The sequence below is a fragment of the Streptococcus sp. Marseille-Q5855 genome, assembly GCF_946901985.1.
Taxonomy (GTDB): domain Bacteria; phylum Bacillota; class Bacilli; order Lactobacillales; family Streptococcaceae; genus Streptococcus.
This window is the reverse complement of sequence record NZ_CAMPPR010000001.1, coordinates 286999-308874: the sequence shown is the minus strand read 5'-3', so window position 1 is coordinate 308874 and position 21876 is coordinate 286999. Positions and strand designations below refer to the sequence as shown.

Annotated in this window: 25 protein-coding genes and 1 pseudogene; all 26 read left to right on the top strand. The window is 38.6% G+C overall.

Translation table 11 applies throughout. The annotated features are described in order from the left end of the window. Positions 1-184: 184 nt before the first annotated feature. The 26 genes and pseudogenes from OC529_RS01615 to groES all read left to right on the top strand — a co-directional run bounded on the left by OC529_RS01615 (position 185) and on the right by groES (position 21866). The gene (locus OC529_RS01615; RefSeq protein WP_262081333.1) at positions 185-643 is read left to right on the top strand and encodes a DUF4231 domain-containing protein; all 459 of its coding nucleotides are present in this window, start codon (positions 185-187) and stop codon (positions 641-643) included. 12 nt (positions 644-655) lie between these two features. After that, a complete protein-coding gene (locus OC529_RS01610) occupies positions 656-1264 on the top strand; it encodes a hypothetical protein (protein ID WP_262081332.1) in 609 nt (202 codons plus the stop codon). Next, the gene (locus tag OC529_RS01605; RefSeq protein WP_262081331.1) at positions 1257-1667 is read left to right on the top strand and encodes a hypothetical protein; all 411 of its coding nucleotides are present in this window, start codon (positions 1257-1259) and stop codon (positions 1665-1667) included. The genes OC529_RS01610 and OC529_RS01605 overlap by 8 nt, the downstream gene beginning before the upstream one ends. A 10-nt stretch (positions 1668-1677) precedes the next feature. Then, entirely contained in the window at positions 1678-3093 is a 1416-nt protein-coding gene (ply, locus tag OC529_RS01600) for a cholesterol-dependent cytolysin pneumolysin (RefSeq protein WP_004237042.1), read from the top strand. 898 nt (positions 3094-3991) lie between these two features. Continuing rightward, positions 3992-4708: a YebC/PmpR family DNA-binding transcriptional regulator gene (locus tag OC529_RS01595; protein ID WP_000532882.1), complete on the top strand. Its 717-nt coding sequence runs from the start codon at positions 3992-3994 to the stop codon at positions 4706-4708. A gap of 176 nt (positions 4709-4884) precedes the next feature. Continuing rightward, on the top strand, positions 4885-5355 hold the full coding sequence (locus OC529_RS01590) for a MarR family winged helix-turn-helix transcriptional regulator (protein ID WP_112445758.1): 471 nt from the start codon (positions 4885-4887) through the stop codon (positions 5353-5355). Continuing rightward, positions 5330-7099, top strand: a complete 1770-nt coding sequence (locus OC529_RS01585) for an ABC transporter ATP-binding protein (RefSeq protein ID WP_112445760.1) — start codon at positions 5330-5332, stop codon at positions 7097-7099. Before OC529_RS01590 ends, OC529_RS01585 begins: the two co-directional genes overlap by 26 nt. Then, entirely contained in the window at positions 7089-8849 is a 1761-nt protein-coding gene (locus OC529_RS01580; protein ID WP_262081330.1) for an ABC transporter ATP-binding protein, read from the top strand. Before OC529_RS01585 ends, OC529_RS01580 begins: the two co-directional genes overlap by 11 nt. A 95-nt stretch (positions 8850-8944) precedes the next feature. Further along, positions 8945-9448 carry a phosphatase PAP2 family protein gene (locus OC529_RS01575; RefSeq protein ID WP_173276293.1) on the top strand — a complete coding sequence of 168 codons (504 nt, stop codon included), beginning with the start codon at positions 8945-8947 and terminating at the stop codon, positions 9446-9448. 219 nt (positions 9449-9667) lie between these two features. Beyond that, a complete protein-coding gene (locus OC529_RS01570; protein WP_020901878.1) occupies positions 9668-10114 on the top strand; it encodes a LytTR family DNA-binding domain-containing protein in 447 nt (148 codons plus the stop codon). 4 nt (positions 10115-10118) lie between these two features. Beyond that, on the top strand, positions 10119-10793 hold the full coding sequence (locus OC529_RS01565; protein ID WP_262081329.1) for a LiaF transmembrane domain-containing protein: 675 nt from the start codon (positions 10119-10121) through the stop codon (positions 10791-10793). 242 nt (positions 10794-11035) lie between these two features. Beyond that, positions 11036-11233: pseudogene (locus OC529_RS01560) on the top strand (N-acetylmuramoyl-L-alanine amidase family protein); the annotation flags it as partial. A gap of 208 nt (positions 11234-11441) precedes the next feature. Next, positions 11442-11741: a DUF4651 domain-containing protein gene (locus OC529_RS01555; RefSeq protein ID WP_061425300.1), complete on the top strand. Its 300-nt coding sequence runs from the start codon at positions 11442-11444 to the stop codon at positions 11739-11741. Next, the gene (locus OC529_RS01550) at positions 11738-12055 is read left to right on the top strand and encodes a thioredoxin family protein (RefSeq protein WP_119919755.1); all 318 of its coding nucleotides are present in this window, start codon (positions 11738-11740) and stop codon (positions 12053-12055) included. Before OC529_RS01555 ends, OC529_RS01550 begins: the two co-directional genes overlap by 4 nt. Positions 12056-12069: 14 nt before the next feature. Further along, positions 12070-12696 (top strand): YtpR family tRNA-binding protein, encoded by a 627-nt coding sequence (ytpR, locus tag OC529_RS01545; RefSeq protein WP_262081328.1) that lies wholly within the window; start codon positions 12070-12072, stop codon positions 12694-12696. Positions 12697-12737: 41 nt separating this feature from the next. Next, complete coding sequence (locus OC529_RS01540) at positions 12738-13499, top strand: SDR family NAD(P)-dependent oxidoreductase (protein ID WP_262081327.1); 762 nt, start codon at positions 12738-12740, stop codon at positions 13497-13499. 77 nt (positions 13500-13576) lie between these two features. Next, a complete protein-coding gene (locus OC529_RS01535; protein WP_000282442.1) occupies positions 13577-13972 on the top strand; it encodes a single-stranded DNA-binding protein in 396 nt (131 codons plus the stop codon). Between the two features lie 240 nt (positions 13973-14212). Next, positions 14213-15178 carry a substrate-binding domain-containing protein gene (locus tag OC529_RS01530; protein ID WP_020903141.1) on the top strand — a complete coding sequence of 322 codons (966 nt, stop codon included), beginning with the start codon at positions 14213-14215 and terminating at the stop codon, positions 15176-15178. Next, positions 15178-16515 (top strand): sensor histidine kinase, encoded by a 1338-nt coding sequence (locus OC529_RS01525; protein WP_173283213.1) that lies wholly within the window; start codon positions 15178-15180, stop codon positions 16513-16515. The genes OC529_RS01530 and OC529_RS01525 overlap by 1 nt, the downstream gene beginning before the upstream one ends. Continuing rightward, positions 16490-17173 carry a response regulator gene (locus tag OC529_RS01520; protein ID WP_173283210.1) on the top strand — a complete coding sequence of 228 codons (684 nt, stop codon included), beginning with the start codon at positions 16490-16492 and terminating at the stop codon, positions 17171-17173. The genes OC529_RS01525 and OC529_RS01520 overlap by 26 nt, the downstream gene beginning before the upstream one ends. Continuing rightward, positions 17170-18462: an ABC transporter substrate-binding protein gene (locus OC529_RS01515; RefSeq protein ID WP_262081326.1), complete on the top strand. Its 1293-nt coding sequence runs from the start codon at positions 17170-17172 to the stop codon at positions 18460-18462. The genes OC529_RS01520 and OC529_RS01515 overlap by 4 nt, the downstream gene beginning before the upstream one ends. 160 nt (positions 18463-18622) lie before the next feature. Continuing rightward, the gene (locus OC529_RS01510; protein ID WP_049513248.1) at positions 18623-19060 is read left to right on the top strand and encodes a PTS sugar transporter subunit IIA; all 438 of its coding nucleotides are present in this window, start codon (positions 18623-18625) and stop codon (positions 19058-19060) included. A gap of 26 nt (positions 19061-19086) precedes the next feature. Beyond that, the gene (locus OC529_RS01505; protein WP_020903146.1) at positions 19087-19581 is read left to right on the top strand and encodes a PTS system mannose/fructose/N-acetylgalactosamine-transporter subunit IIB; all 495 of its coding nucleotides are present in this window, start codon (positions 19087-19089) and stop codon (positions 19579-19581) included. Between the two features lie 23 nt (positions 19582-19604). Continuing rightward, positions 19605-20447, top strand: coding sequence for a PTS sugar transporter subunit IIC (locus tag OC529_RS01500; protein ID WP_164226865.1), 843 nt, complete (start codon positions 19605-19607; stop codon positions 20445-20447). Beyond that, positions 20428-21282, top strand: coding sequence for a PTS system mannose/fructose/sorbose family transporter subunit IID (locus OC529_RS01495; protein WP_031233157.1), 855 nt, complete (start codon positions 20428-20430; stop codon positions 21280-21282). Before OC529_RS01500 ends, OC529_RS01495 begins: the two co-directional genes overlap by 20 nt. Positions 21283-21581: 299 nt before the next feature. Further along, a complete protein-coding gene (gene groES, locus OC529_RS01490; protein ID WP_033688179.1) occupies positions 21582-21866 on the top strand; it encodes a co-chaperone GroES in 285 nt (94 codons plus the stop codon). Positions 21867-21876 lie beyond the last annotated feature (10 nt).

Here is a 21876-nt window from a genome sequence, read left to right as displayed (position 1 = left end):
AAGGTATTATGCGCTTTTATCATTTTGAAACTTTTTGTTCCATCCTTTTTGTGATATTTTTCTCTCATTTCACAAACATTTCATATTTGGATTTTATAATAAGCTATAGTCCAGTTTTTACTATACTTTGATATTCAAATATGTTATACTATGATTATCAAAGTAAATGAAAGGGGTTACGAATATGACGCCAGAAGAAATGTACTTGGCAGAGCGACTAGACGTACAGATAGCTCATTTTTTAAAGAAAAGCGTTCAACATCGTAGACGCTATAAGGTATTAAAAATAACAGAAATCGTGGCAGGTTTTCTCATAGCGGTCTTTTGTGCTATTCCTATGCCAGGTGATCGCTACCGTTTGATTTCGGTTGCCTTGTCCAGTCTAGGCTTGCTGTGTGAGGGGATTCTCAATTTGTATAATGCCAAGGAACACTGGATTTCTTACCAAAAGACTGCGCAACTCCTGGAAAGGGAAAAATTTCTCTATCAATGCCAAACAGAGAAATATGCAGGAAAAACCAAGGCTTTTGCCCTATTTGTCAAGACATGCGAAGGTCTTATCTCAGAGGAAATCAACCAGTGGGAAAGTATCCAGTCAAAAGAAGTAGCAGCTAGTGCAGATGCTCCAGAGAAAAAAGAGTAGGAGGTGGAGGAAATGTATCAATCCAGCTACCTATTGCCCTTGCTCTGGTTAAAAAAAGAAGCCGATAAGGAAAAGATGAGTGCGACCCAGTGCCAGATATTTTTCTTTTACTATCAACTGTTTGAACTCTTATTTGCTAGAGAAAGCGACTTGAGAGACTTATGTCTGGGAAGGCAAGGTTTTTATTTCTCGCAGTTAGAGAAAGATTTGCTTTCTGGAGTTTCCCACTTTCTAAAAAACTTGGAGGGCAAGGGGACTCTCAAGGCTAACCAAGAAGTATCAGCTCGCAAAGCCCTTTTTCTAGCCTTGACAACTAGCCAGTCAGATTGGCAAGCTTTGGCTCCTGTTTTTGATTTTTATCAGACTATCGGGAGACTTGAAAATCCCTTGCTCTTGAGTTCTCAGGACAGACAATATCTGATGTGGATTTACCAGTCAGCTTTGGAGAAGGATTATAGTGTCAAGGTTATTGGCGACAAGCATTTTGTATTGAAGAGACAAGATGCTACTAAATTGACAGGGCGCCAAACTCAAACGTTGGAAATTCTGAGTCAATCAGAAGACTTGGTCAATCCTGTCTATGTTACATTAGGAGAAAAGGGGGTGCTTTTGCTTGATTAAGAGAGGAGATGTTGTAGCTCTTTATTTGCCTTTTCCGACTATTAGTAGTGATTTGGCTATGAAGAATCATATGTATATCTGTATTGACAACAGCACGACTAAAAACAAAGAGTTAGTTAAAAATCAGACCTTCAAACCAGCTCTCTTGACCAGACGTTTGGTCAAGAACTTTATGATAGAAGAGCCGGATCTAGCTCGTAATCCTTTTACAAGACCAACCTTGATTGACTTAGATAAGGTATTTATGTTGGATAATACGGTCATTCCGACTTCTTATCTAGCCAGACGGCGACGCAATGTCTCAGAAGAATTGTACGAGGAAATTTTGGATCACTTAGTCCAACCACGGCTGATTTTGCTGAACAAGTCTGAGTTTATGCAACTCAATCCAGGAACTTATTAGGAGGTAGAAGATGGCAAATAAAGCAGTAAATGACTTTATACTAGCTATGGATTATGATAAAAAGAAACTCTTGACCCATCAGGGAGAGAGTATTGAAAATCGTTTCATCAAAGAGGGGAATCAGTTACCCGATGAGTTTGTTGTTATCGAAAGAAAGAAGCGGAGCTTGTCGACAAATACAAGTGATATTTCTGTAACAGCTACCAACGACAGTCGCCTCTATCCTGGAGCGCTTCTCGTAGTGGATGAGACCTTGTTAGAGAATAATCCCACTCTTCTTGCGGTCGATCGTGCCCCGATGACTTATAGTATTGATTTGCCTGGTTTGGCAAGTAGTGATAGCTTTCTTCAAGTGGAAGATCCCAGTAATTCAAGTGTTCGTGGAGCGGTAAACGATTTGTTGGCCAAGTGGCATCAAGACTATGGTCAGGTCAATAATGTCCCAGCTAGAATGCAGTATGAAAAAATCACGGCTCACAGCATGGAACAACTCAAGGTCAAGTTTGGTTCTGACTTTGAAAAGACAGGGAATTCTCTTGATATTGATTTTAATTCTGTCCATTCGGGCGAAAAGCAGATTCAGATTGTTAATTTTAAGCAGATTTATTATACAGTCAGCGTAGATGCTGTTAAAAATCCAGGAGATGTGTTTCAAGATACTGTAACGGTAGAGGATTTGAGGCAGAGAGGAATTTCTGCAGAGCGTCCTTTGGTCTATATTTCGAGTGTTGCTTACGGGCGTCAGGTCTATCTCAAGTTGGAAACTACGAGTAAGAGTGATGAAGTAGAGGCTGCTTTTGAAGCTTTGATAAAAGGAGTCAAGGTAGCTCCTCAGACAGAGTGGAAACAGATTTTGGACAATACAGAAGTGAAGGCGGTTATTTTAGGGGGCGACCCGAGTTCGGGTGCCCGAGTTGTAACAGGCAAGGTGGATATGGTAGAGGACTTGATTCAAGAAGGCAGTCGCTTTACAGCCGATCATCCAGGTTTGCCGATTTCTTATACAACTTCTTTTTTACGGGACAATGTAGTTGCGACCTTTCAAAACAGTACAGACTATGTTGAGACTAAGGTGACAGCTTACAGAAACGGAGATTTACTCTTGGATCATAGTGGTGCCTATGTTGCCCAATATTACATTACTTGGGATGAATTATCCTATGATAATCAAGGTAAGGAAATCTTGACTGCTAAGGCTTGGGACAGAAATGGCCAGGATTTGACGGCTCACTTTACCACTAGTATTCCTTTAAAAGGGAATGTTCGCAATCTCTCTATCAAAATTAGAGAGTGTACCGGACTTGCCTGGGAATGGTGGCGTACGGTTTATGAAAAAACCGATTTGCCCCTAGTGCGTAAGCGGACGATTTCTATTTGGGGAACGACTCTCTATCCTCAGGTAGAGGATAAGGTAGAAAATGATTAGGGGGGAAGAATGTTTGCGACAAAAAGAGGCGATGATCTCTCTGCGAATATCTGAAAGTTTATCTCTTGCCTAGCGATTTCCATTGGAGCATGCTCGTGATGTTAAAATGAGTCTATCAAACAGGGGCTGTAAGAAAAAGTAAAAAGGGTAGTGAAACTCCTTGCTATACAGGGAATTAGCTACCTTTTACTTGTTTTAGAAGTGCCGTTGTACTAGTCTAACTTCAGTATCATGTGAAATCAAAAAGAGCATAAATTTCTGTTTCAAGAACACATAAATTATGGTTTTGTTTAGAAACTCTTCTATTGATTTCTTAGAATACAATAGCGCCTATGAGAACTGTTGAATTTCAAAGTATTTACTTGAACTATGATATGTCTGGAGTAGACTGTCAACAAAAGGTGCAGTATAATGGTTTTTGTCGCTTATATCTACAACCTCAAAACAGTGTTTTGAGCAACCTGCGGCTAGCTTTCGAGTTTGCTCTTTGATTTTTTATTGAGTATTAGAGGTTTGCTTAGAAACTCTTCTATTGACTTCTTAGAATGCAATATCTCCTATAAGAACTGTTGAATTTCAAAGTATTTACTTGAACTATGATACGTCTGGAGTAGACTGTCAACAAAAGGTGCAGTATAATGGTTTTTATCGCTTATATCTACAACCTCAAAACAGTAGCTTGAGCGGACTTTGTCAAACTTGTCCGAAACTTTCTATTTACAGATAATGGTCTAGTTTGTTTTTTGAATGTTGATAAGGATGGAAAGGCAAGGCTATCTTGGTAACCAAAGTGTTATCCTAGTTGGATTTACTGAATAAAATCCATTTCCTCTAGTGAAAATCGAAAAAACTTGTGTTATAATAAGAAAGATTAAAATGTGAAAAAAGGAGATTCCTAATGGGACGTAAATGGGCCAATATCGTAGCCAAGAAAACGGCTAAAGATGGAGCTAACTCTAAAGTATATGCAAAATTTGGTGTAGAAATCTATGTAGCAGCTAAAAAAGGTGATCCAGATCCAGAATCAAACTCAGCCTTGAAATTCGTTATCGACCGTGCTAAACAAGCCCAAGTGCCAAAACACGTTATCGATAAAGCTTTGGACAAGGCTAAAGGAAACACAGACGAAACCTTTACAGAAGGACGTTACGAAGGTTTTGGGCCAAATGGTTCTATGCTGATCGTTGATACCTTGACTTCAAACGTTAACCGTACAGCGGCTAATGTCCGTGCAGCTTTTGGTAAAAACGGAGGAAACATGGGCGCTTCAGGTTCTGTTTCTTACCTCTTTGACAACAAAGGTGTTATCGTATTTGCAGGTGAAGATGCGGACGCAGTCTTTGAGCAATTGCTAGAAGCAGATGTGGATGTGGACGATGTAGAAGCAGAAGAAGGAACAATCACAGTTTACACAGCTCCAACTGACCTTCATAAGGCTATCGTTGCCCTTCGTGAGTCAGGTATCGAAGAATTCCAAGTGACTGAATTGGAAATGATTCCTCAGTCAGAAGTGGAATTGTCAGGCGATGACCTTGAAACCTTTGAAAAACTTTACAGCGTTCTTGAAGACGACGAAGACGTACAAAAAATCTACACAAACGTAGATGGGTTCTAATTTAACCTAGAGAACATAATCCTAAGTGAAAAAATCACTTGGGATTTTTTGAATCAAGAAAATAGTTCTCTTGGAAACTTTTTCTTGACATCTTTTCTGAAAATGATAAAATAGTTCTCATGAAAACTTATTTAGTTCCTAGGAGAACTAAATGCAATGGTTAGAAAGGAGTAAGTATGGATAAGCCGATGTTAGTCTTTAAGCGTTTTGGTCATCAGATTCATCTGATGGTGCAAAAGGAAGCCAAACGTTGTGGTATTGAATTTATGGGTGGGCCTCAAGGTCAGGTTGTGCGTTTTTTGGATAATCGTGAGAAAAACCAAGACTTGGTCTTGATTAAAGATATCGAGCAGGAACTCAATATTACCAAGTCTGTTGCTAGTAATTTGGTCAAGCGTATGGTGCAAAATGGTTTGGTGGAATTGGAGGCGAGTCCTAGCGATAAGCGGGCAAAATTTGTTCGTTTGACGGACAAAGCACGTTCTCAGATGCAACAGGTTAAGGCTTTTTTTGAACGGATAGACAAGCAGTTGATGGAAGACATTGATGAAGATGAATTACTGATTTTTGAGAAAGTTCTCAGTCAACTACAGGAAAATATCAAAAGAATAGGAGGAGATAATGAAGAAATTAGCCAAACGAATTAGTAGAAAAGAATGGGGGATGATTTTACTAGCTATTCTCTTTACTTGCTTTTCGGTCTATCTGGAGTTGGAAGTGCCAACCTATATCTCGAAAATTACGGATTTGCTAGGTAGTCAAGGAACTAATTTAGATGAGTTGTGGCAGCCGGCAAGCATGATGGTGGGAATGTCCTTTCTTGCCTTCTTGTCCGTAGTTGCAGTTGGATTTTTTGCATCCCGAGTGGCAGCTTCTTATACTAGTAGGCTGAGAAGTGATATTTTTAACCGAGTTTTGGATTACTCGCAGACAGAGATTAAGAAATTCTCTATTCCCAGTCTCCTAACTCGTACCACCAATGACATTACTCAAGTTCAGATGTTGATTACCATGGGCTTGCAAGTAGTTACACGTGGTCCGATTATGGCTATCTGGGCTATCGGGAAGATTTTAGGCCATTCAGAATACTGGCTCTGGGCCGTACTTGTGGCAGTGATTGTTAACGTTTTGATGACTACTGTTTTGATGACACTGGCCTTTCCAAAACAGTCCTTGATTCAGGGGCTGACTGATAAACTGAACAGTATCACTCGTGAAAGTTTAACAGGTATTCGTGTCGTTCGTGCCTACAATGCAGAGGATTACCAAAATGAAAAATTTGCTGCAGCAAATGATGAATTGACACGCTTGAATTTGTTTGTCAACCGTCTTATGGCTATTTTGAACCCTATCATGATGGGGATTTCAAGTGGTTTGAGTGTGGCGATTTACTGGATTGGGGCCTATGTGATTAACGACGCTACTCCGATAGCGCGTCTGCCTCTCTTTAGTGACATGATTGTTTTTATGTCTTATGCCATGCAGGTTGTCATGGGCTTCCTTCTCATGGGAGCACTCTTCATCGTTCTTCCCCGAACTATGGTCTCTGCTAAGCGAATTAATCAAGTTTTAGATTTGCATTCTTCTATCCAAAATCCTGCTCAAGTACAGCTGGCTGATGAAAACCTCAAAGGTCAGGTCGAATTTAAGGATGTGACCTTCCGCTATGCGGCAAATTCGGAGGCGGTTATTGAGAATGTTAGCTTTAAAGCGGAAGCTGGTCAAACAGTGGCCTTTATTGGGTCAACAGGTTCTGGTAAATCAACTCTGGTCAATCTGATTCCACGATTCTACGATGTGTCAGAAGGAGAAATTCTGGTGGACGGTGTCAATGTTCAAGGCTATGCCTTAGAAGATTTGCGCAACAAGGTTGGTTATATTCCCCAGAAAGCGGTTCTCTTTTCAGGTGATGTTAAGGGCAATTTGGACTTTGGACAAAGTCAAGAAACACCACTTAGTGAGCAGGCTATGTGGCAAGCCTTGGAGTTGGCCCAGTCTAAGAACTTTATCGAAGACAAGGAAGCGGGCTTAGTGTCAGAAGTGGCCCAAGGAGGAACCAACTTCTCAGGTGGTCAAAGACAGCGTCTGGCCATTGCGCGTGCCTTAGCTCGGAAGCCAGAAATCCTCATCTTTGATGACTCCTTCTCAGCCTTGGACTACAAGACAGACCGTATCCTACGCCAAGAGCTAGCAGAGAAAACTAAGTCTATGACCAAGCTTATCGTTGCACAGCGTATTTCAACGATTATGGATGCAGATTTGATTTTGGTCTTGGATCAAGGTAAAGTCGTGGGACAAGGTACCCACAGGGAACTTCTAGCTAATAACGAAGTTTACCAAGAAATTGCCTATTCACAACTATCGAAGGAGGAATTGGAACATGGAAAATAAGAAAATGTCTCTTTGGAAACAGAGTAAACCCTATCTTGCAGGTCTCCAGTTTGCCCTTTTGATTGCCTTTCTAGCAACAATCGTATCCAATATCATTACTGTATATGGTCCAACCCGCATCAAGGAAATGACTAATATTATTGCCAGTGGTCTGGAAACAAGTGTGGATGTCGCGGCGGTTGCAGCCATCGGTAGTTTTTTGGCCGTCATCTATGTGATTGGACTTTTATCCAATTATTTGCAGGCCTTTCTGTTTACAACAGCCATTCAACGTTTTTCAGAGCGTTTGAGATCAGCCATTGCAGAGAAAATCAATCGCCTTCCATTGGGGTATTTTGATGGACATTCTCAAGGAGATACCTTGTCTCGTGTGACTAATGATGTTGATACTGCAGCCCAGTCCCTTAATCAAAGTCTGGGAACAGTTCTTTCATCTAGTTTATTGGTCTTAGCAGTCTTGGTAACCATGTTTGGGATGAACTGGATTTTAGCCTTGGTGACGGTTGTTTCAACTCTTGTTGGATTTGCTTTCGTGTCCGTCTTTATGGGAAAATCGCAGGGCTTCTTTAAGAATCAGCAACAGGATTTGGCAGCTGTCAATGGTTATGTGGAGGAAATGTACTCTGGCCATAATGTAGTGACTAGTTACAATGCTATCGAGAGCACGAAAGAAGAGTTTGCGAAATTAAACAATCGTCTGTATGACAGTATCTGGAAGTCTCAGTTTATTTCAGGGATTATGATGCCGATTATGATGTTTATTGGGAACTTTAGCTATGCCTTGGTGATTATCGTTGGTGCAGCCTTGGCTTTAAATGGACACATCAGTATCGGGATTATCGTTGCCTTTATGGCCTACGTTCGTATCTTTTCTCAGCCTCTTTCACAAATCGCCCAAGGGATTACTAGTTTGCAGCAGGCTAGCGCAGCCATGGGGCGTGTCTTCGAATTTCTAGCTGAAGAGGAAATGGAAGATGAATCCCATAAAGAAAGACAATTGAGCGATATGAAAGGTCAAGTGGTCTTTGATCGAGTTTCCTTTGGCTACACACCAGAGCGAACCATTATCCATGACTTTTCTGCGATAGCTCATGCAGGTCAAAAGGTTGCCATTGTTGGACCGACCGGGGCTGGTAAGACAACTATTGTTAATCTTTTGATGAAGTTCTATGAGATTGATAAGGGAAGTATCCGTATCGATGGTGTGGATACCAAGGAGATGAAGCGTTCGGAAGTACATGATGCTTTTTCAATGGTCTTGCAGGATACTTGGCTCTTTGAAGGCACTATCCGAGACAATCTTATCTATAACCAAGAGGGTATTAGTGATGAGCGCGTGATTGAAGCCAGCAAGTCTGTAGGAATTCACCACTTTATCATGACCCTACCAGATGGTTATGATACCGTCTTGGACGACACGGTGACCTTGTCTGTCGGACAAAAACAACTCTTGACTATCGCTCGTGCTTTGCTGAAAGATGCACCACTCTTGATTTTGGATGAGGCGACTTCTTCTGTTGATACTCGGACGGAGGAATTGATTCAGAAGGCCATGGACCGATTGATGGAGGGAAGAACTTCCTTTGTCATCGCCCACCGCTTGTCAACCATCCGTAATGCTGATCTGATTCTGGTTATGAAAGATGGGAATATCATCGAGCAAGGCAATCATGATGAGTTGATGGCACAAGGAGGCTTCTACGCTGACCTCTACAACAGTCAATTTACAGAAGACGAAGCAGAAGAATAAATCGAAAGAAGGCTTGACGGCCTTCTTTTTCTGCACTATACTAGAAGACAAGTGCTTCCCTATAAGCAAAATTTGAGTAAGTGATGAGAAAATATATGAAAAATTATCAAGAATGGTATGACCACATTGCTGGTAACATTGAAAATAAGCCCTTTCTTCTGAGCTTGTTAAGAACTTTCAATCGGTTCATGACAGTAGTTATGCCTATAGTTTATCTGACCTTGTTAGCAATTATCTATCTCCAACAAGGACTTGGGAAACAGGTCTTGATGTATGTGTTTATCCCTGCATCAGGTTTTGTGATTTTGTCCTTCCTCCGTAAGAAAATCAATGCCCCTAGGCCTTATGAAGTTTGGGAAATTGTCCCGCTACTAGACAGAGATAGTCCTGGTCAGTCTATGCCCAGCCGTCATGTCTTTTCAGCAACCATTATTTCTATGGCTTACTTTCATGCTAGTTTATCTGTAGGGGTTGTTTTGTTAGTCTTGTCAGCCCTCCTCGGACTTGTGCGAGTCCTAGGTGGCGTGCATTATCCCAAGGATGTAGTAGTTGGTTATATTTGTGGTCTTGTGTGGGGTGTGCTTTTCTTTCTATTTTGACCTGTAAGTTAATACTCAATGAAAATCAAAGAGCAAACTAGGAAGCTAGCCGCAAGCTGTACTTGAGTACGGTAAGGCGACGCTGACGTGGTTTGAATTTGATTTTCGAAGAGTATAAGGCGGTCCTAGAACCACTTACGTGCCTAAAGTAACCACTTGCTTTTTTGCTCTTGTTTTCTTATTTTTCCTTTGATATAGTAGAGTCAGAAAGGAGATGGAATGAAGTTACGAATCGAAATTGATAGCAATTTAGAGGAAACTGAAATTGTCATCAAGGCGGCGGCTTTGACAGATGAGATTGCGGATTTACAGCGACTCTTGCAAGAGTCCAAGTCTCCTAGGTTGATTTTTTACAAGGGGACGGGTGAATATTATCTGGACTTGTCGGAAATTCTCTTCTTTGAAACAGAGGGGAACAAGATTTACGCCCATACCCAGAAAGATGCCTACGAGGTTCGGCTTAAACTCTATGAGTTGGAGTCTATCCTGCCCCGTTATTTCAGTCGAGTATCCAAGTCGACTATTGCTAATATCCGTCAGGTTTATTCGGTGGACAAGTCCTTTTCAGGAACGGGCACCATTTCCTTTTATCAGACCCACAAGGAGGTTCATGTGTCACGGCATTACCAATCCCTCCTAAAAGAAAATCTAAGAAATATGAGGTAAGAACATGAAAAAGAAAGCATTTGGTATTGTGTTGCTTGTACTAGCAGCTTTAATATTAGCACAAGGAAATTTTGGAATCCCTTCTCTAGGAGGGCACATTTGGCCCTTGATTGGTATTGCTTTTTTTGCCTACCAATCAGTTGGAGCTTTGTTGCGTCGCCACTTAACTTCAGCTTCTTTTACAGCTCTAGTAGCCTTAATGATTGCTAACCACTTTTATGATATTTTACCGATTCCCAATCAGTCACTATTCTGGGCTAGTATTTTAATCGTACTGGGTGTCAACGCACTTACTCATTCTAACAGAACTTGGAATGGGAAAAAATGGTGGTATGATGGTAAAAAGACCATTCTTACAGACAAGGAAGTCGCTTTTGGGACTGGGACTTTCTACAAGCAAGAGCAAGAATTGGTAGAAGATCAAGTAGAAGTTGGTTTTGGCAATGCCAAGATATATTATGACAATGCAGAGATTTTAGGAGATACCGCAACCCTGAAAGTGGAAGTTGGTTTTGGCAATGCAGTTATCTATGTCCCCCAACATTGGGGAGTTGATTTAAAGGTAGAAACTTTCTGTGGCGTAGCCAAGTCAGATACTCCTCTAGCCCCAACCAGCAAAACCTTGATTATCCGTGGAGGTGTGGCCTTTGGGAAGTTGGGAATTGTCTACGTTAAATAAAAAAATCTTCACTTCAATCATCAAAATAGGCGTACTAAGAGTAGGAAATTGATGCCTTGCTCTGATTTCAGTTCTATGGTTGTTAGACTTTAAAAAATGAAATGTTGCCTTTAAAAGTTGTATATTTTTCGATATTTTGGCTCTTACGTTTGATGTATCTATGTCCTACAGCGTGGATGATGTAGTATCAAATGCTTTTAAAAAATGAATGATATTGGACAGTTTTTTTGGCCTCTAATTGCTCAGGAGCTATGAAAGCAAGCACTTGGGTTTATGACAAGGGAGACTGGTATTATGTAAGTTCTTCTGGTGCCATGCTAGCGAATGATTGGGTCAAAGATAATGGCAAGTGGTATTATCTGGCTTCATCAGGTAAGATGCTTCGCAATACCTACACACCTGATGGTTACTACGTTGACAACTCAGGTGCCTGGCAATAAGAATAATACTCTTCGAAAATCTCTTCAAACCACGTCAGCGTTGCCTTACTACAACCTCAAAACGTTGCTTTGAGCAACCTGCGGCTAGCTTCCTAGTTTGCTCTTTGATTTTCATTGAGTATAAGAAGTCCTTTTCCTTTAAGGAAGAGGCTTTTTACTTGCTTTTCTGCTGCTTCCTCATTTGTCCTAAAGCCTTTTTTGTGTTAAAATGAATGGTATGAAAGCTAAAAAAATGTGGATGGCAGGTCTGGCTCTGTTTGGTATTGGGAGCCTTGCCCTTGCTACGAAAAAAATTGCAGATGACCATAAGCTCATGAAGACTCAGGAAGAGTTGACAGCGATTGTACGAGACCATTTTTCAGACATGGGGGAAATTGCGACCCTCTATGTTCAAGTTTATGAAAGCAGTCTAGAGAGCTTGGTTGGTGGCGTCATTTTTGAGGATGGCCGTCATTATACCTTTGTCTATGAAAATGAAGACCTAGTCTATGAGGAGGAAGTCTTATGATACAACCAGCAAGTTTAGAAGAATTAGCATTTTTAGTAGAAAAAGATGGCAAGAAGGTCTTTCTTTTTGTAGCAGACTGGTGTGGCGATTGTCGTTACATCTATCCTGCCTTGCCAGAAATTGAGGAGACCAATCCAGAGTTTACCTTTATTCGAGTGGACCGAGACCAGTATATGGATTTGGCCAAACTATGGGATGTATATGGAATCCCTAGCCTTGTTGTTCTAGAAAAGGACAAGGAAATTGGTCGTTTTGTTAATCGCGACCGTAAAAGCAAGCAACAAATTAACGACTTTTTAGCAGGACTGAAATAGGAGAAAAGGAAACAATGATTTTTACATATAATAAAGAACATGTCGGTGATGTCCTTATGGTCATCGTGAAAAATAGCGGAGATGCCAAACTGGATGTGGAGCGCAAAGGCAGGGTAGCCCGTGTTTTTCTCAAAGATAATGGAGAAACAGTGGCTTGGAATATTTTTGAAGTTTCAAGTTTGTTTGAAATTGCAGAGCGCGGTCAAGTCTTTTTAACAGATGAGCAAGTGGCTCGTTTGAACCAAGAATTGCAGGCAGAAGGCTTTACAGAGGAAATTGTTAATGACAAGGAATCTAAGTTTGTTGTTGGTGAAATTGTCGAGATGGTAGCTCATCCAGATAGTGACCACCTCAACATCTGCCAAGTTGCAGTCGCAAGTGACAAGACAGTGCAAATTGTTGCTGGAGCTCCCAATGCGCGTGTTGGGTTGAAAACCATTGTAGCCCTTCCTGGAGCAATGATGCCCAAAGGCAACCTCATTTTCCCAGGCGAACTTCGTGGAGAAAAGAGTTTTGGCATGATGTGTAGCCCTCGTGAATTGTATCTGCCAAATGCTCCGCAAAAACGTGGTATTATTGAATTATCAGAAGACCAAGTTGTTGGAACTCCATTTGATCCAGCTAAACACTGGACTGCTTAGGAACTTGTCAGTATCTGATAGACCAGCTAGAAGGAAATAAGATGGCAAAAAATGTTGTGATTACAGGAGCGACATCAGGAATTGGTGAAGCGATTGCGCGTGCTTATCTGGAGCAGGGTGAGAATGTCGTTCTAACAGGACGACGGATAGATAGACTAGAAGCTCTTAAGTCGGAGTTTGCAGAAGTCTTTCCAAATCAAACCGTCTGGACCTTTCCACTAGATGTCACGGATATGACTATGGTGAAGACTGTTTGCTCCAGTATTCTAGAAACGATAGGGAAGATTGATATTCTGGTCAACAATGCCGGTCTGGCTCTAGGTTTAGCACCCTATCAGGATTATGAAGAGCTGGATATGTTAACTATGTTGGATACCAATGTCAAAGGTTTGATGGCAGTCACTCGCTGTTTCTTGCCAGTAATGGTAAAAGCCAATCAAGGACATATCATCAATATGGGCTCAACCGCAGGAATTTATGCCTATGCAGGTGCAGCAGTTTATTCGGCCACCAAGGCAGCAGTTAAGACCTTTTCGGATGGACTGCGAATTGATACCATCGCAACGGATATCAAGGTTACAACCATTCAGCCTGGAATTGTCGAAACAGATTTTTCTACAGTACGTTTTCATGGTGATAAAGAGCGGGCTGCGACGGTTTATCAAGGAATCGAAGCCTTGCAGGCACCAGACATCGCAGGCACAGTGATCTATGTGACCAGTCAACCTCGCCGTGTGCAGATTACAGATATGACCATTATGGCCAATCAACAGGCGACAGGTTTCATGGTTCATAAAAAATAAAAAATTTTCTCGAAAAGTTACAAATTTCTGTAACTTTTTTTGATTTCCTACGAATAGATAAGTAGGAGGAAGAAAATATGTATAATAAAGTTATCTTGATTGGACGTTTAACGTCTACACCAGAATTGCATAAAACCAACAATGACAAGTCAGTAGCGCGTGCAACTATCGCTGTGAATCGTCGATACAAAGACCAAAATGGCGAACGTGAAGCTGATTTTGTCAATATGGTCCTATGGGGCAGACTAGCAGAAACTTTGGCAAGCTACGCAACCAAAGGTAGTCTTATTTCCGTTGATGGGGAATTGCGTACCCGTCGTTTTGAGAAAAATGGTCAAATGAATTATGTGACCGAAGTCCTCGTCACAGGATTCCAACTCTTGGAAAGTCGTGCCCAACGTGCTATGCGAGAAAATAACGCTGGGCAGGATTTGGCAGATTTGGTTTTGGAAGAGGAAGAACTACCGTTTTAATACTCTTCGAAAATCTCTTCAAACCACCTCAGCTTCACCTTGCCGTAGGTATAGGTAACTGACTTCGTCAGTCTTATCTACAACCTCAAAACTGTGTTTTTAGCAGCCTGCGACAAGAGTCCTAGTTTGCACTTTGATTTGTATTGAGTATAAACATTGAAAAGTCTGAGTTGGTCTCAGGCTTTTTTATACTGTCTAAATGTGTTACAATGAACTAGTTGAAACTTTTTGGAGGTTGGAATGAGTAGAGAATATACAAGAACAATCGTCAAAATTATATTTTGTACAGTAGTCGTATTTGTTTTTGCGATTTATACTCATGTGAGTCAGACAGATCCTATTCCGGGACAAATAAAAGTTGGAGCGACTTATATGACGATGAATAGTGAATTTTATAGACATTTACATAATGAGATTCAACGCTATTCTGATTCAGAAGGTCAGATATTGTATACTCGGGATGCAGAGATGAGTGAAGAAAAACAGAGTAAACAAATTGATGAGTTTATAGAGAAGCGAGTGAATGTTATTGTTATTAATCCGGTTAAGAGTGATAGCGAGCAAATTGTAGAAGCGTTAAGTAGGGCAAAGAATTTTGGAATTAGAGTTATAGCAGTAGATAGTCAGTTGAATAATATAAAAGTTGATACGAGCATAGTTTCTGATAATTACCATGCTGGGATATTAATTGCCAAGGATTTGATGAAACGTACCTCAAATGCTCATATTCTTTTGTTAACGCACAAAGATGCTTTATCAGCTAATCAGAGAATAACTGGTTTTTTGGATACAATAAAATCAGAAGAACATTATCAAATTATCTCAGAAAGAGAAACAGTTGGTCAAACAGAGTATGCTATGACTACTGTAGGTGATGCCTTATCTGAAGGTTTACAATTTGATGCTATAGTGGCTTTAAATGATAGAGCAGCTATAGGAGCTTTAGCAGCAATTAAAGAATTGAAAGTAACTTCAAAAAAACTTATTTACGGAATAGATGGTTCACCAGATATGAAGCATTTATTAGCTACAACAGATGAAGTTACGGGAACGGTTGCTCAATTTCCATCTCATATGGGTAGAAAAGTATCGGAAACAATAGATTTATTAGTAAAAAAAGAAGAAGTTGAAGAATTATATACTATACCTGTACAATTTGTTGATAAAAATAATATAATTCAGTTTGATATTAATGGGTGGCAGTAATGAAACAGGTAAAAGGTGTCCAGTACTCTATAATTTTGCTTTTATTAATTAATTTTCTAACCATTATATACAATGGAGCTTTGTATATACAGATTACAAACTATGTAATTTCAAAGGGACAGATGATACTCTTATTGGGAGAATTAAACAATATTTCAAAATCACCTGACCAGATTTTTTGGTATTCAATTATTTTTTTTGTCGGTATTATTTTTATATCTACCTATAAAATGTATTCAACTGAGAAAAAATGGCCAATTTTTTCAAAATGGAATTTGTTTGAAATAGTATTAATGATTGGTGTTATATGGTCACAAAATCTGTCATACAATGGAATAATATTATTAGTTTTTGCTGATATATTCTATAGTTCAAGAGAGTTTCAAGACTCTGATAGTAAACGTTCTTGGATTATTTTTATTTTCTTGAGTTTTTTAATGTTACTTTTAACAGACTATGAAATCTTGTCACTATTTATAAAAGTTCCATCTCTTTCTACCTATATCCAATTTTACCCATCGTCCATACGAGGTGTAGTGTTATTTTTAGAAAATGCATTGACGTCATTAAACGTTATTATTTTCATCATCTCTTTATTGTCTTATATCCTATACGTGATTAAAGAACACCATAATATTGAGGAAGAGCTTAAAATGTTATCTAGAGTCAACACTGAATTGAATCATTACATATCGTTATCAGAGAAAATCGCTGAAGATCGAGAAAGGAAAAGAATTGCTCGGGAAATTCATGATACTCTAGGTCATGCGTTGACAGGAATTTCAGCAGGGATTGATGCTGTTTCTGTACTAATTGATGTTCATCCTATCCGTGCTAAAGAACAGTTGAAAAATGTTTCAAATGCAGTTAGAGAGGGGATAAAAGATGTTAGGGGATCATTACATAGACTAAGACCAGGAGCTTTGCAAAATAATGGTTTAAAAGATGCTCTAATATTAATGATTAGTGAGTATGAGTCTCTATCTAAACTCTCTGTCGATCTAAAATATGAATGGGGAAATATTGATTTAGATGTGATACAGGAAGATACTATTTTTAGGATTATACAAGAATCTATGACAAATTCTGTTCGTCATGGACATGCTAGTAAAATGAGCATTCGCTTTATGAGTGAGGATAACAACATAATAGTTTTGCACGATAATGGAATAGGTTTTGACGACTTACAAATTGGGTATGGCTTGAAACAAATGAGAGAGCGAGTTTCTATTTTAGGTGGTTCTATTCATTTTGAAAATAGGGAAGGATTTTACACTAAAATAGTTTTTCCAAAAATAGGAGGTGAAGTATATGATAAAGGTAATGATTGCAGATGATCAGGCGTTAATTAGAGAGTCTTTGCAGATCATTTTATCAGTATATGCTGATATTGATGTTGTATCCGTCGTTGGTGATGGTATCGAAGCTATGGATAACATTATGACTGTAAAACCGGATATAATTTTAATGGACATTAGAATGCCCAGAATGGACGGAGTATTGGCTACAAAAGAAATCAAAAAACGTTTTCCAAATATAAAAATTATAATCTTAACAACATTTGATGACGACGAATTTATTTTTAGTGCTTTAAAATATGGTGCATCTGGCTATTTATTAAAAGGAGTTTCAACAGACGAGTTATATCAAGCCATTCAGACAGTGTATAAAGGTGGATCTATGATTAATCCTAATATAGCCAGTAAGGTATTTCAATTGTTCTCTCAGATGGCACAGACCAATTTTTCTATTACTGTGAAGGAAGAGAATATTGAAAATATATCACTGACAGAATGGAAAATTATTCAGCAAGTGGCATTTGGAGAATCAAATAAGGAAATTGCCAGTAATCTTTTTTTATCCGAGGGAACAGTGCGCAATTACCTTTCTATCATTCTTTCAAAACTAAATTTGAGAGATAGGACACAGTTAGCCATATGGGCTGTACAAACAGGTGTGACACAAAAGAATTTTTCGAAGGAAATGGATAAATGAAAGTAAAGCAATTGTTTCTAGCGATACTGTTTGTGCTAAGTTGCTTGAGTTTATTTCTTATTTGGGAAAACAAGCAGATAAAGATTATTAGACTGGGTTTTTATTCTGATTCTAGTTGGGGAATTCCTACAGGGAATAACAGCTACGTACTAGATGAGGCTATTAAGAAATTTGAAGAGCTTCATCCAGGGGTTAAAATTGTATATGATTCAGGTATTCCTAAGGAGGAGTATTCTAATTGGATTTCAAGTCAAATTTTAAAAGGTTCTGAACCGGATGTATTTCTATTATCAAGCGACCAATTATCTTTATTTGCATCAAAAGGTATTTTAAAAAACCTAAATTCCTATCTGTCTCAAGAAGATGCCTCTAATTTCTATGATGTATCTTTGCAGGCAGCAAAATACGGAGATGATTTATACGGTCTTCCATATGAAAGCAATCCCATGTTGATGTGTGTAAATCAAGATTTACTTTTAAGAGAGGGCATTGAAATTCCTAAAGTAGGGTGGACACTGAAAGATCTATATGAGATTAGTAAAAAAATTACAAAAGATACCGATGGAGATGGAATCGTTGATCAATTTGGGATAACAGGATATAGTTGGAAAGAATCTCTAGCAGCCTTTGGTGTTACTATTTCTGAGAGTGGTATTCCTCGTATAGATTCGTCAGAAATGAAGGATGCTTTATCCTATATAAGGGAATTGAATCAATTAAACGGGCGCTACAAAGTAACTTATAAAGATTTTGATGAAGGCCATGTGGCCTTTTATCCAATGAGTTTGGCACAATATCGCACATATAAACCTTTTCCTTATCATGTGGCCAAATATACAAATTTTAACTGGACATGTATTTCATTGCCAACGACTGAGGAAGACATTCGTTCGACTGTAACAGATACTTACTTATACGTGGTTTCTTCGCGTGCTCGCAATTCAAAACTTGCCGTATCGTTTATAGAATTTTTAACAAATAATCGTGAAATTCAACAAAATTTATTTAACAAGGGTCAAGGAAGCTCAGTATTACCAGAGGTAGTAACTAGTTTGAAGAGTGAAGAGTTGATGAAGAAAGGAATGATTGGTCAAAATGCCTTAACGACTACTTCACTGGATTATATAATGAAAAATTCAATTACAACTATTTCAAAAGGGATAGATTCAAAATCATTGGTTGGAATAGAAGAAAGATTAGAAGCATTATCTATGGATGAAAATAACACGGATATTGAAGGTAGTCTTATTAAGTTACAAAAAGAACTAGATATAGGAACCCTTAAATAGATATCAAGATTATTATTTCTTAAATAATACGAACATGGCAGATGTCTTTATTGACATTTGTCATTTTTTTATTGACATTTATCAATAAACTTTTGTGACATTTAACAATTATAAAGTGAAGATAAGGATGATAGAATGAAATCAATAAAAGGAGGGAAATATGAAGTATTTGATATTAGTCAGTCATGGAGGACTCGCAGAGGGATTGAAATCATCTCTTTCTATGTTTGCTTCGGATAAAGTAGATGATGTCATAGCGATTGGCTTAAAAGATGGAGAAAGTCTTGCAGATTTTTCTGTAGAGGTCAAAAATGTTATTGGGTCTCTGAATGAAAATGATTCTGTTCTTGTTTTAGCAGATATTGTTGGGGGAAGTCCTTTAACAACTGTTGCAACAGTATTAGAAGAATTTGGAAAATTAGAGAATGCAACTATTTTGGGAGGTATGAACTTAACAATGGCACTTACAGCAGTGGTGATGAAAGATATTCTGACTGGAAGTGAACTTGTTTCTACGATATTAAACGAATCATCCTCAGCTCTACAGGAATTTGAAGTCGGATCGGATGATAATCTTAATGAAGAAGACGATATTTAGTTATATAAGGAAAGGGATAAAAAATTATGGTAGTAACATTTGTACGAATTGACGATAGAATGATTCATGGACAAACAGTCACTAGATGGGCAAAAGAACATCCATGTGATGGATTAATTGCAGTAAATGACGCTGCTGCATCTAATAAGGTTTTAATTCAGGCCTATAAAGGTGCGTCAGATAAAAAAACATTTGTTTGGACAAAGGAAGCGTTTAAAGAAAAATCATCTAAAGTAACAGAATCGGATAGTAGATATTTTTTGATTACTAAGAATCCAATTGATATGAAAGAAATTTTAGTAGACCAGGGCTTTATTCCAGGAGATGTTAAAGAGATTATTGTAGGACCTGCTAACGATAGACCAGGTGCTATCAAGTTGGGAAATAATCAATCAATTACTCAAGAGGAAGCAGTTGCACTAGAAGCAATTGAAAAAGCAGGATATAAAGTTAGATTCCAATTATTACCAGATGTATCTATTGGCTATTGGAGTGATTTTAAATCAAAATTTGGATTTTAATAATGAAATAAGGAGACAAAATGATGGAAATTTCTTGGATTCAAGCAGCTCTTTTAGGATTGTTTGCAAGTTTAGCATCGATGCCAGGTATGGGGGGATCTAGTATTGGTAACTATACTTTGGGGCGTCCATTAGTTGGTGGTTTAATTGTAGGTTTAATATTAGGAGATATAACAACAGGGGTAATCGTTGGTGTGGCTTTGCAGGTATTATATATTGCCTTAGTGACACCTGGTGGAACTGTATCGGCCGATGTACGGGCAATTTCTTATATCGGAATTCCGTTATCTATCCTATTTGTTCATGCAAATAATATTTCAGGTGAAGTAGCGATTGCAGCAGCAGCAGCGCCAATTGGAGCCGCGGTTGGAACAATTGGAACTGTTTTATTCTATGGTACAGCTACTATGAATTTGCTTTGGCAACACATTGGATGGAAAGCTGTAGAGAAAGGTGATTTTAAGAAGTTATATGCTGTTGATTGGGTCTATCCTTGGATTTCACATTTTATCTTTTCTTTCTTACCAACAATGATTATTACAAAATTTGGACCAGATATGGTTGATCTTATGAAAGTATATCTTCCGATGGATGGTTTTGTAATGAAGTCTCTATTTACTGTAGGAGCACTCCTTCCATGTGTGGGTATTGCAATACTTTTGAAACAAATTGTTACAAAAACAACAGACTTTATTCCTTTCTTTGTCGGGTTCACGTTAGCAAAATCTTTAGGCTTGAACTTAGTAGCAAGTGGTGTTGTGTCATTAATTTTTGCAGTAATTTATTATGAATTAGAAGTTGTTAAATCTGCCCGTACGACAGCAGTTGTCAGTGATATGGGATTTGATGAAGAGGAGGATATTTAGAATGAGTCGAAAAAAAATATCAAGAAAAACATTGACAAAATCATTTCACCACTGGTTCTATGGACATCTGACATGTTTTTCTCAAGAACATATGCAAACTTTTGGATATTTAACTTCTATGCTTCCAATAGTGGAAGAAATGTATGATACTAAGGAAGAACAAAAAGAAGCTATGCAAACATACACAGCATTCTTTAATACTGAGCCGCAGCTGGGTTCTCTAGTAGTTGGGATAACAGCTGGTTTGGAAGAAGCGCGTGCAAATGGAGATGCCGTAGATAGTGAGACCATCAATGGAATGCGAGCCGGTCTAATGGGGCCTATTGCAGGTATTGGAGATTCACTTATTGTAGGAACATTAATTCCTGTTCTTTTGGGGATAGCTCTAGGTCTTTCTAAAGGAGGAAATATTTCTGGTGCAATATTCTATATTATTGCATGGAATCTATTAGTCTATCTTGGAATGCGTTTTGCTTATTTTAAAGGATATGAACTTGGAGATAAAGCAGTAGAATTTTTAGTAGGTCCTAAAGGTCAGGCGCTAAGAAAAGCAATTAGTGTTGTTGGTGGTATGGTCATAGGAGCTGTTGCAGCAACTTGGGTATCTGTCACTACGGCGCTAGAGCTGAAAAATGGAGATGGAGAAACGTTTTTAAACTTACAAGAAAAGATTGATGGTGTTTATCCAGGTCTTTTAACAGCAGGTTTTATTGTTCTATGTTGGTGGCTGATGGCTAAAAAGAAAGTTTCTCCAAATTGGGTGATGCTATTATTGGTAGTTATTGCACTTGTAGGAGTAGCCTTAGGATTTTTCAATCCAGGATTGAAATATTAATAGTATGTAAAAAAGCAACGGTTTATAATCGTTGTTTTTTATATATACGTAATATAAGGATTTAGAGTTTCGGTATTTTTTATAAAAGAATTAACGAAAATACTAATTTCATAAATCATGTTCGTTAAAATTCTACATTATTAAAGTGCAAAATTAGGATAAAGAAATTTATATATTCATCCTCAGAAAGTCAGACTTTTTTCTTGACTATTTCTGACCAAGTGATACAATAGAACTATGATTTAGCACTCAGGTCTAAAGAGTGCTAATACTATCTATCTCATTATGGAGGAAATCAGATGTTGAAACCATTAGGAGACCGTGTTGTCTTAAAAGTAGAAGAAAAAGAACAAACTGTTGGAGGCTTTGTCCTTGCAGGTTCAGCCCAAGAAAAAACAAAAACAGCCCAAGTTGTAGCTACTGGACAAGGTGTTCGTACCTTGAACGGTGACTTGGTGGCTCCAAGTGTTAAAGCTGGAGATCGTGTCTTAGTTGAAGCTCACGCAGGTCTTGATGTCAAAGATGGCGATGAAAAGTACATCATCGTAGGCGAAGCTAACATCTTGGCTATCATTGAAGAATAGAAGGAGAAAG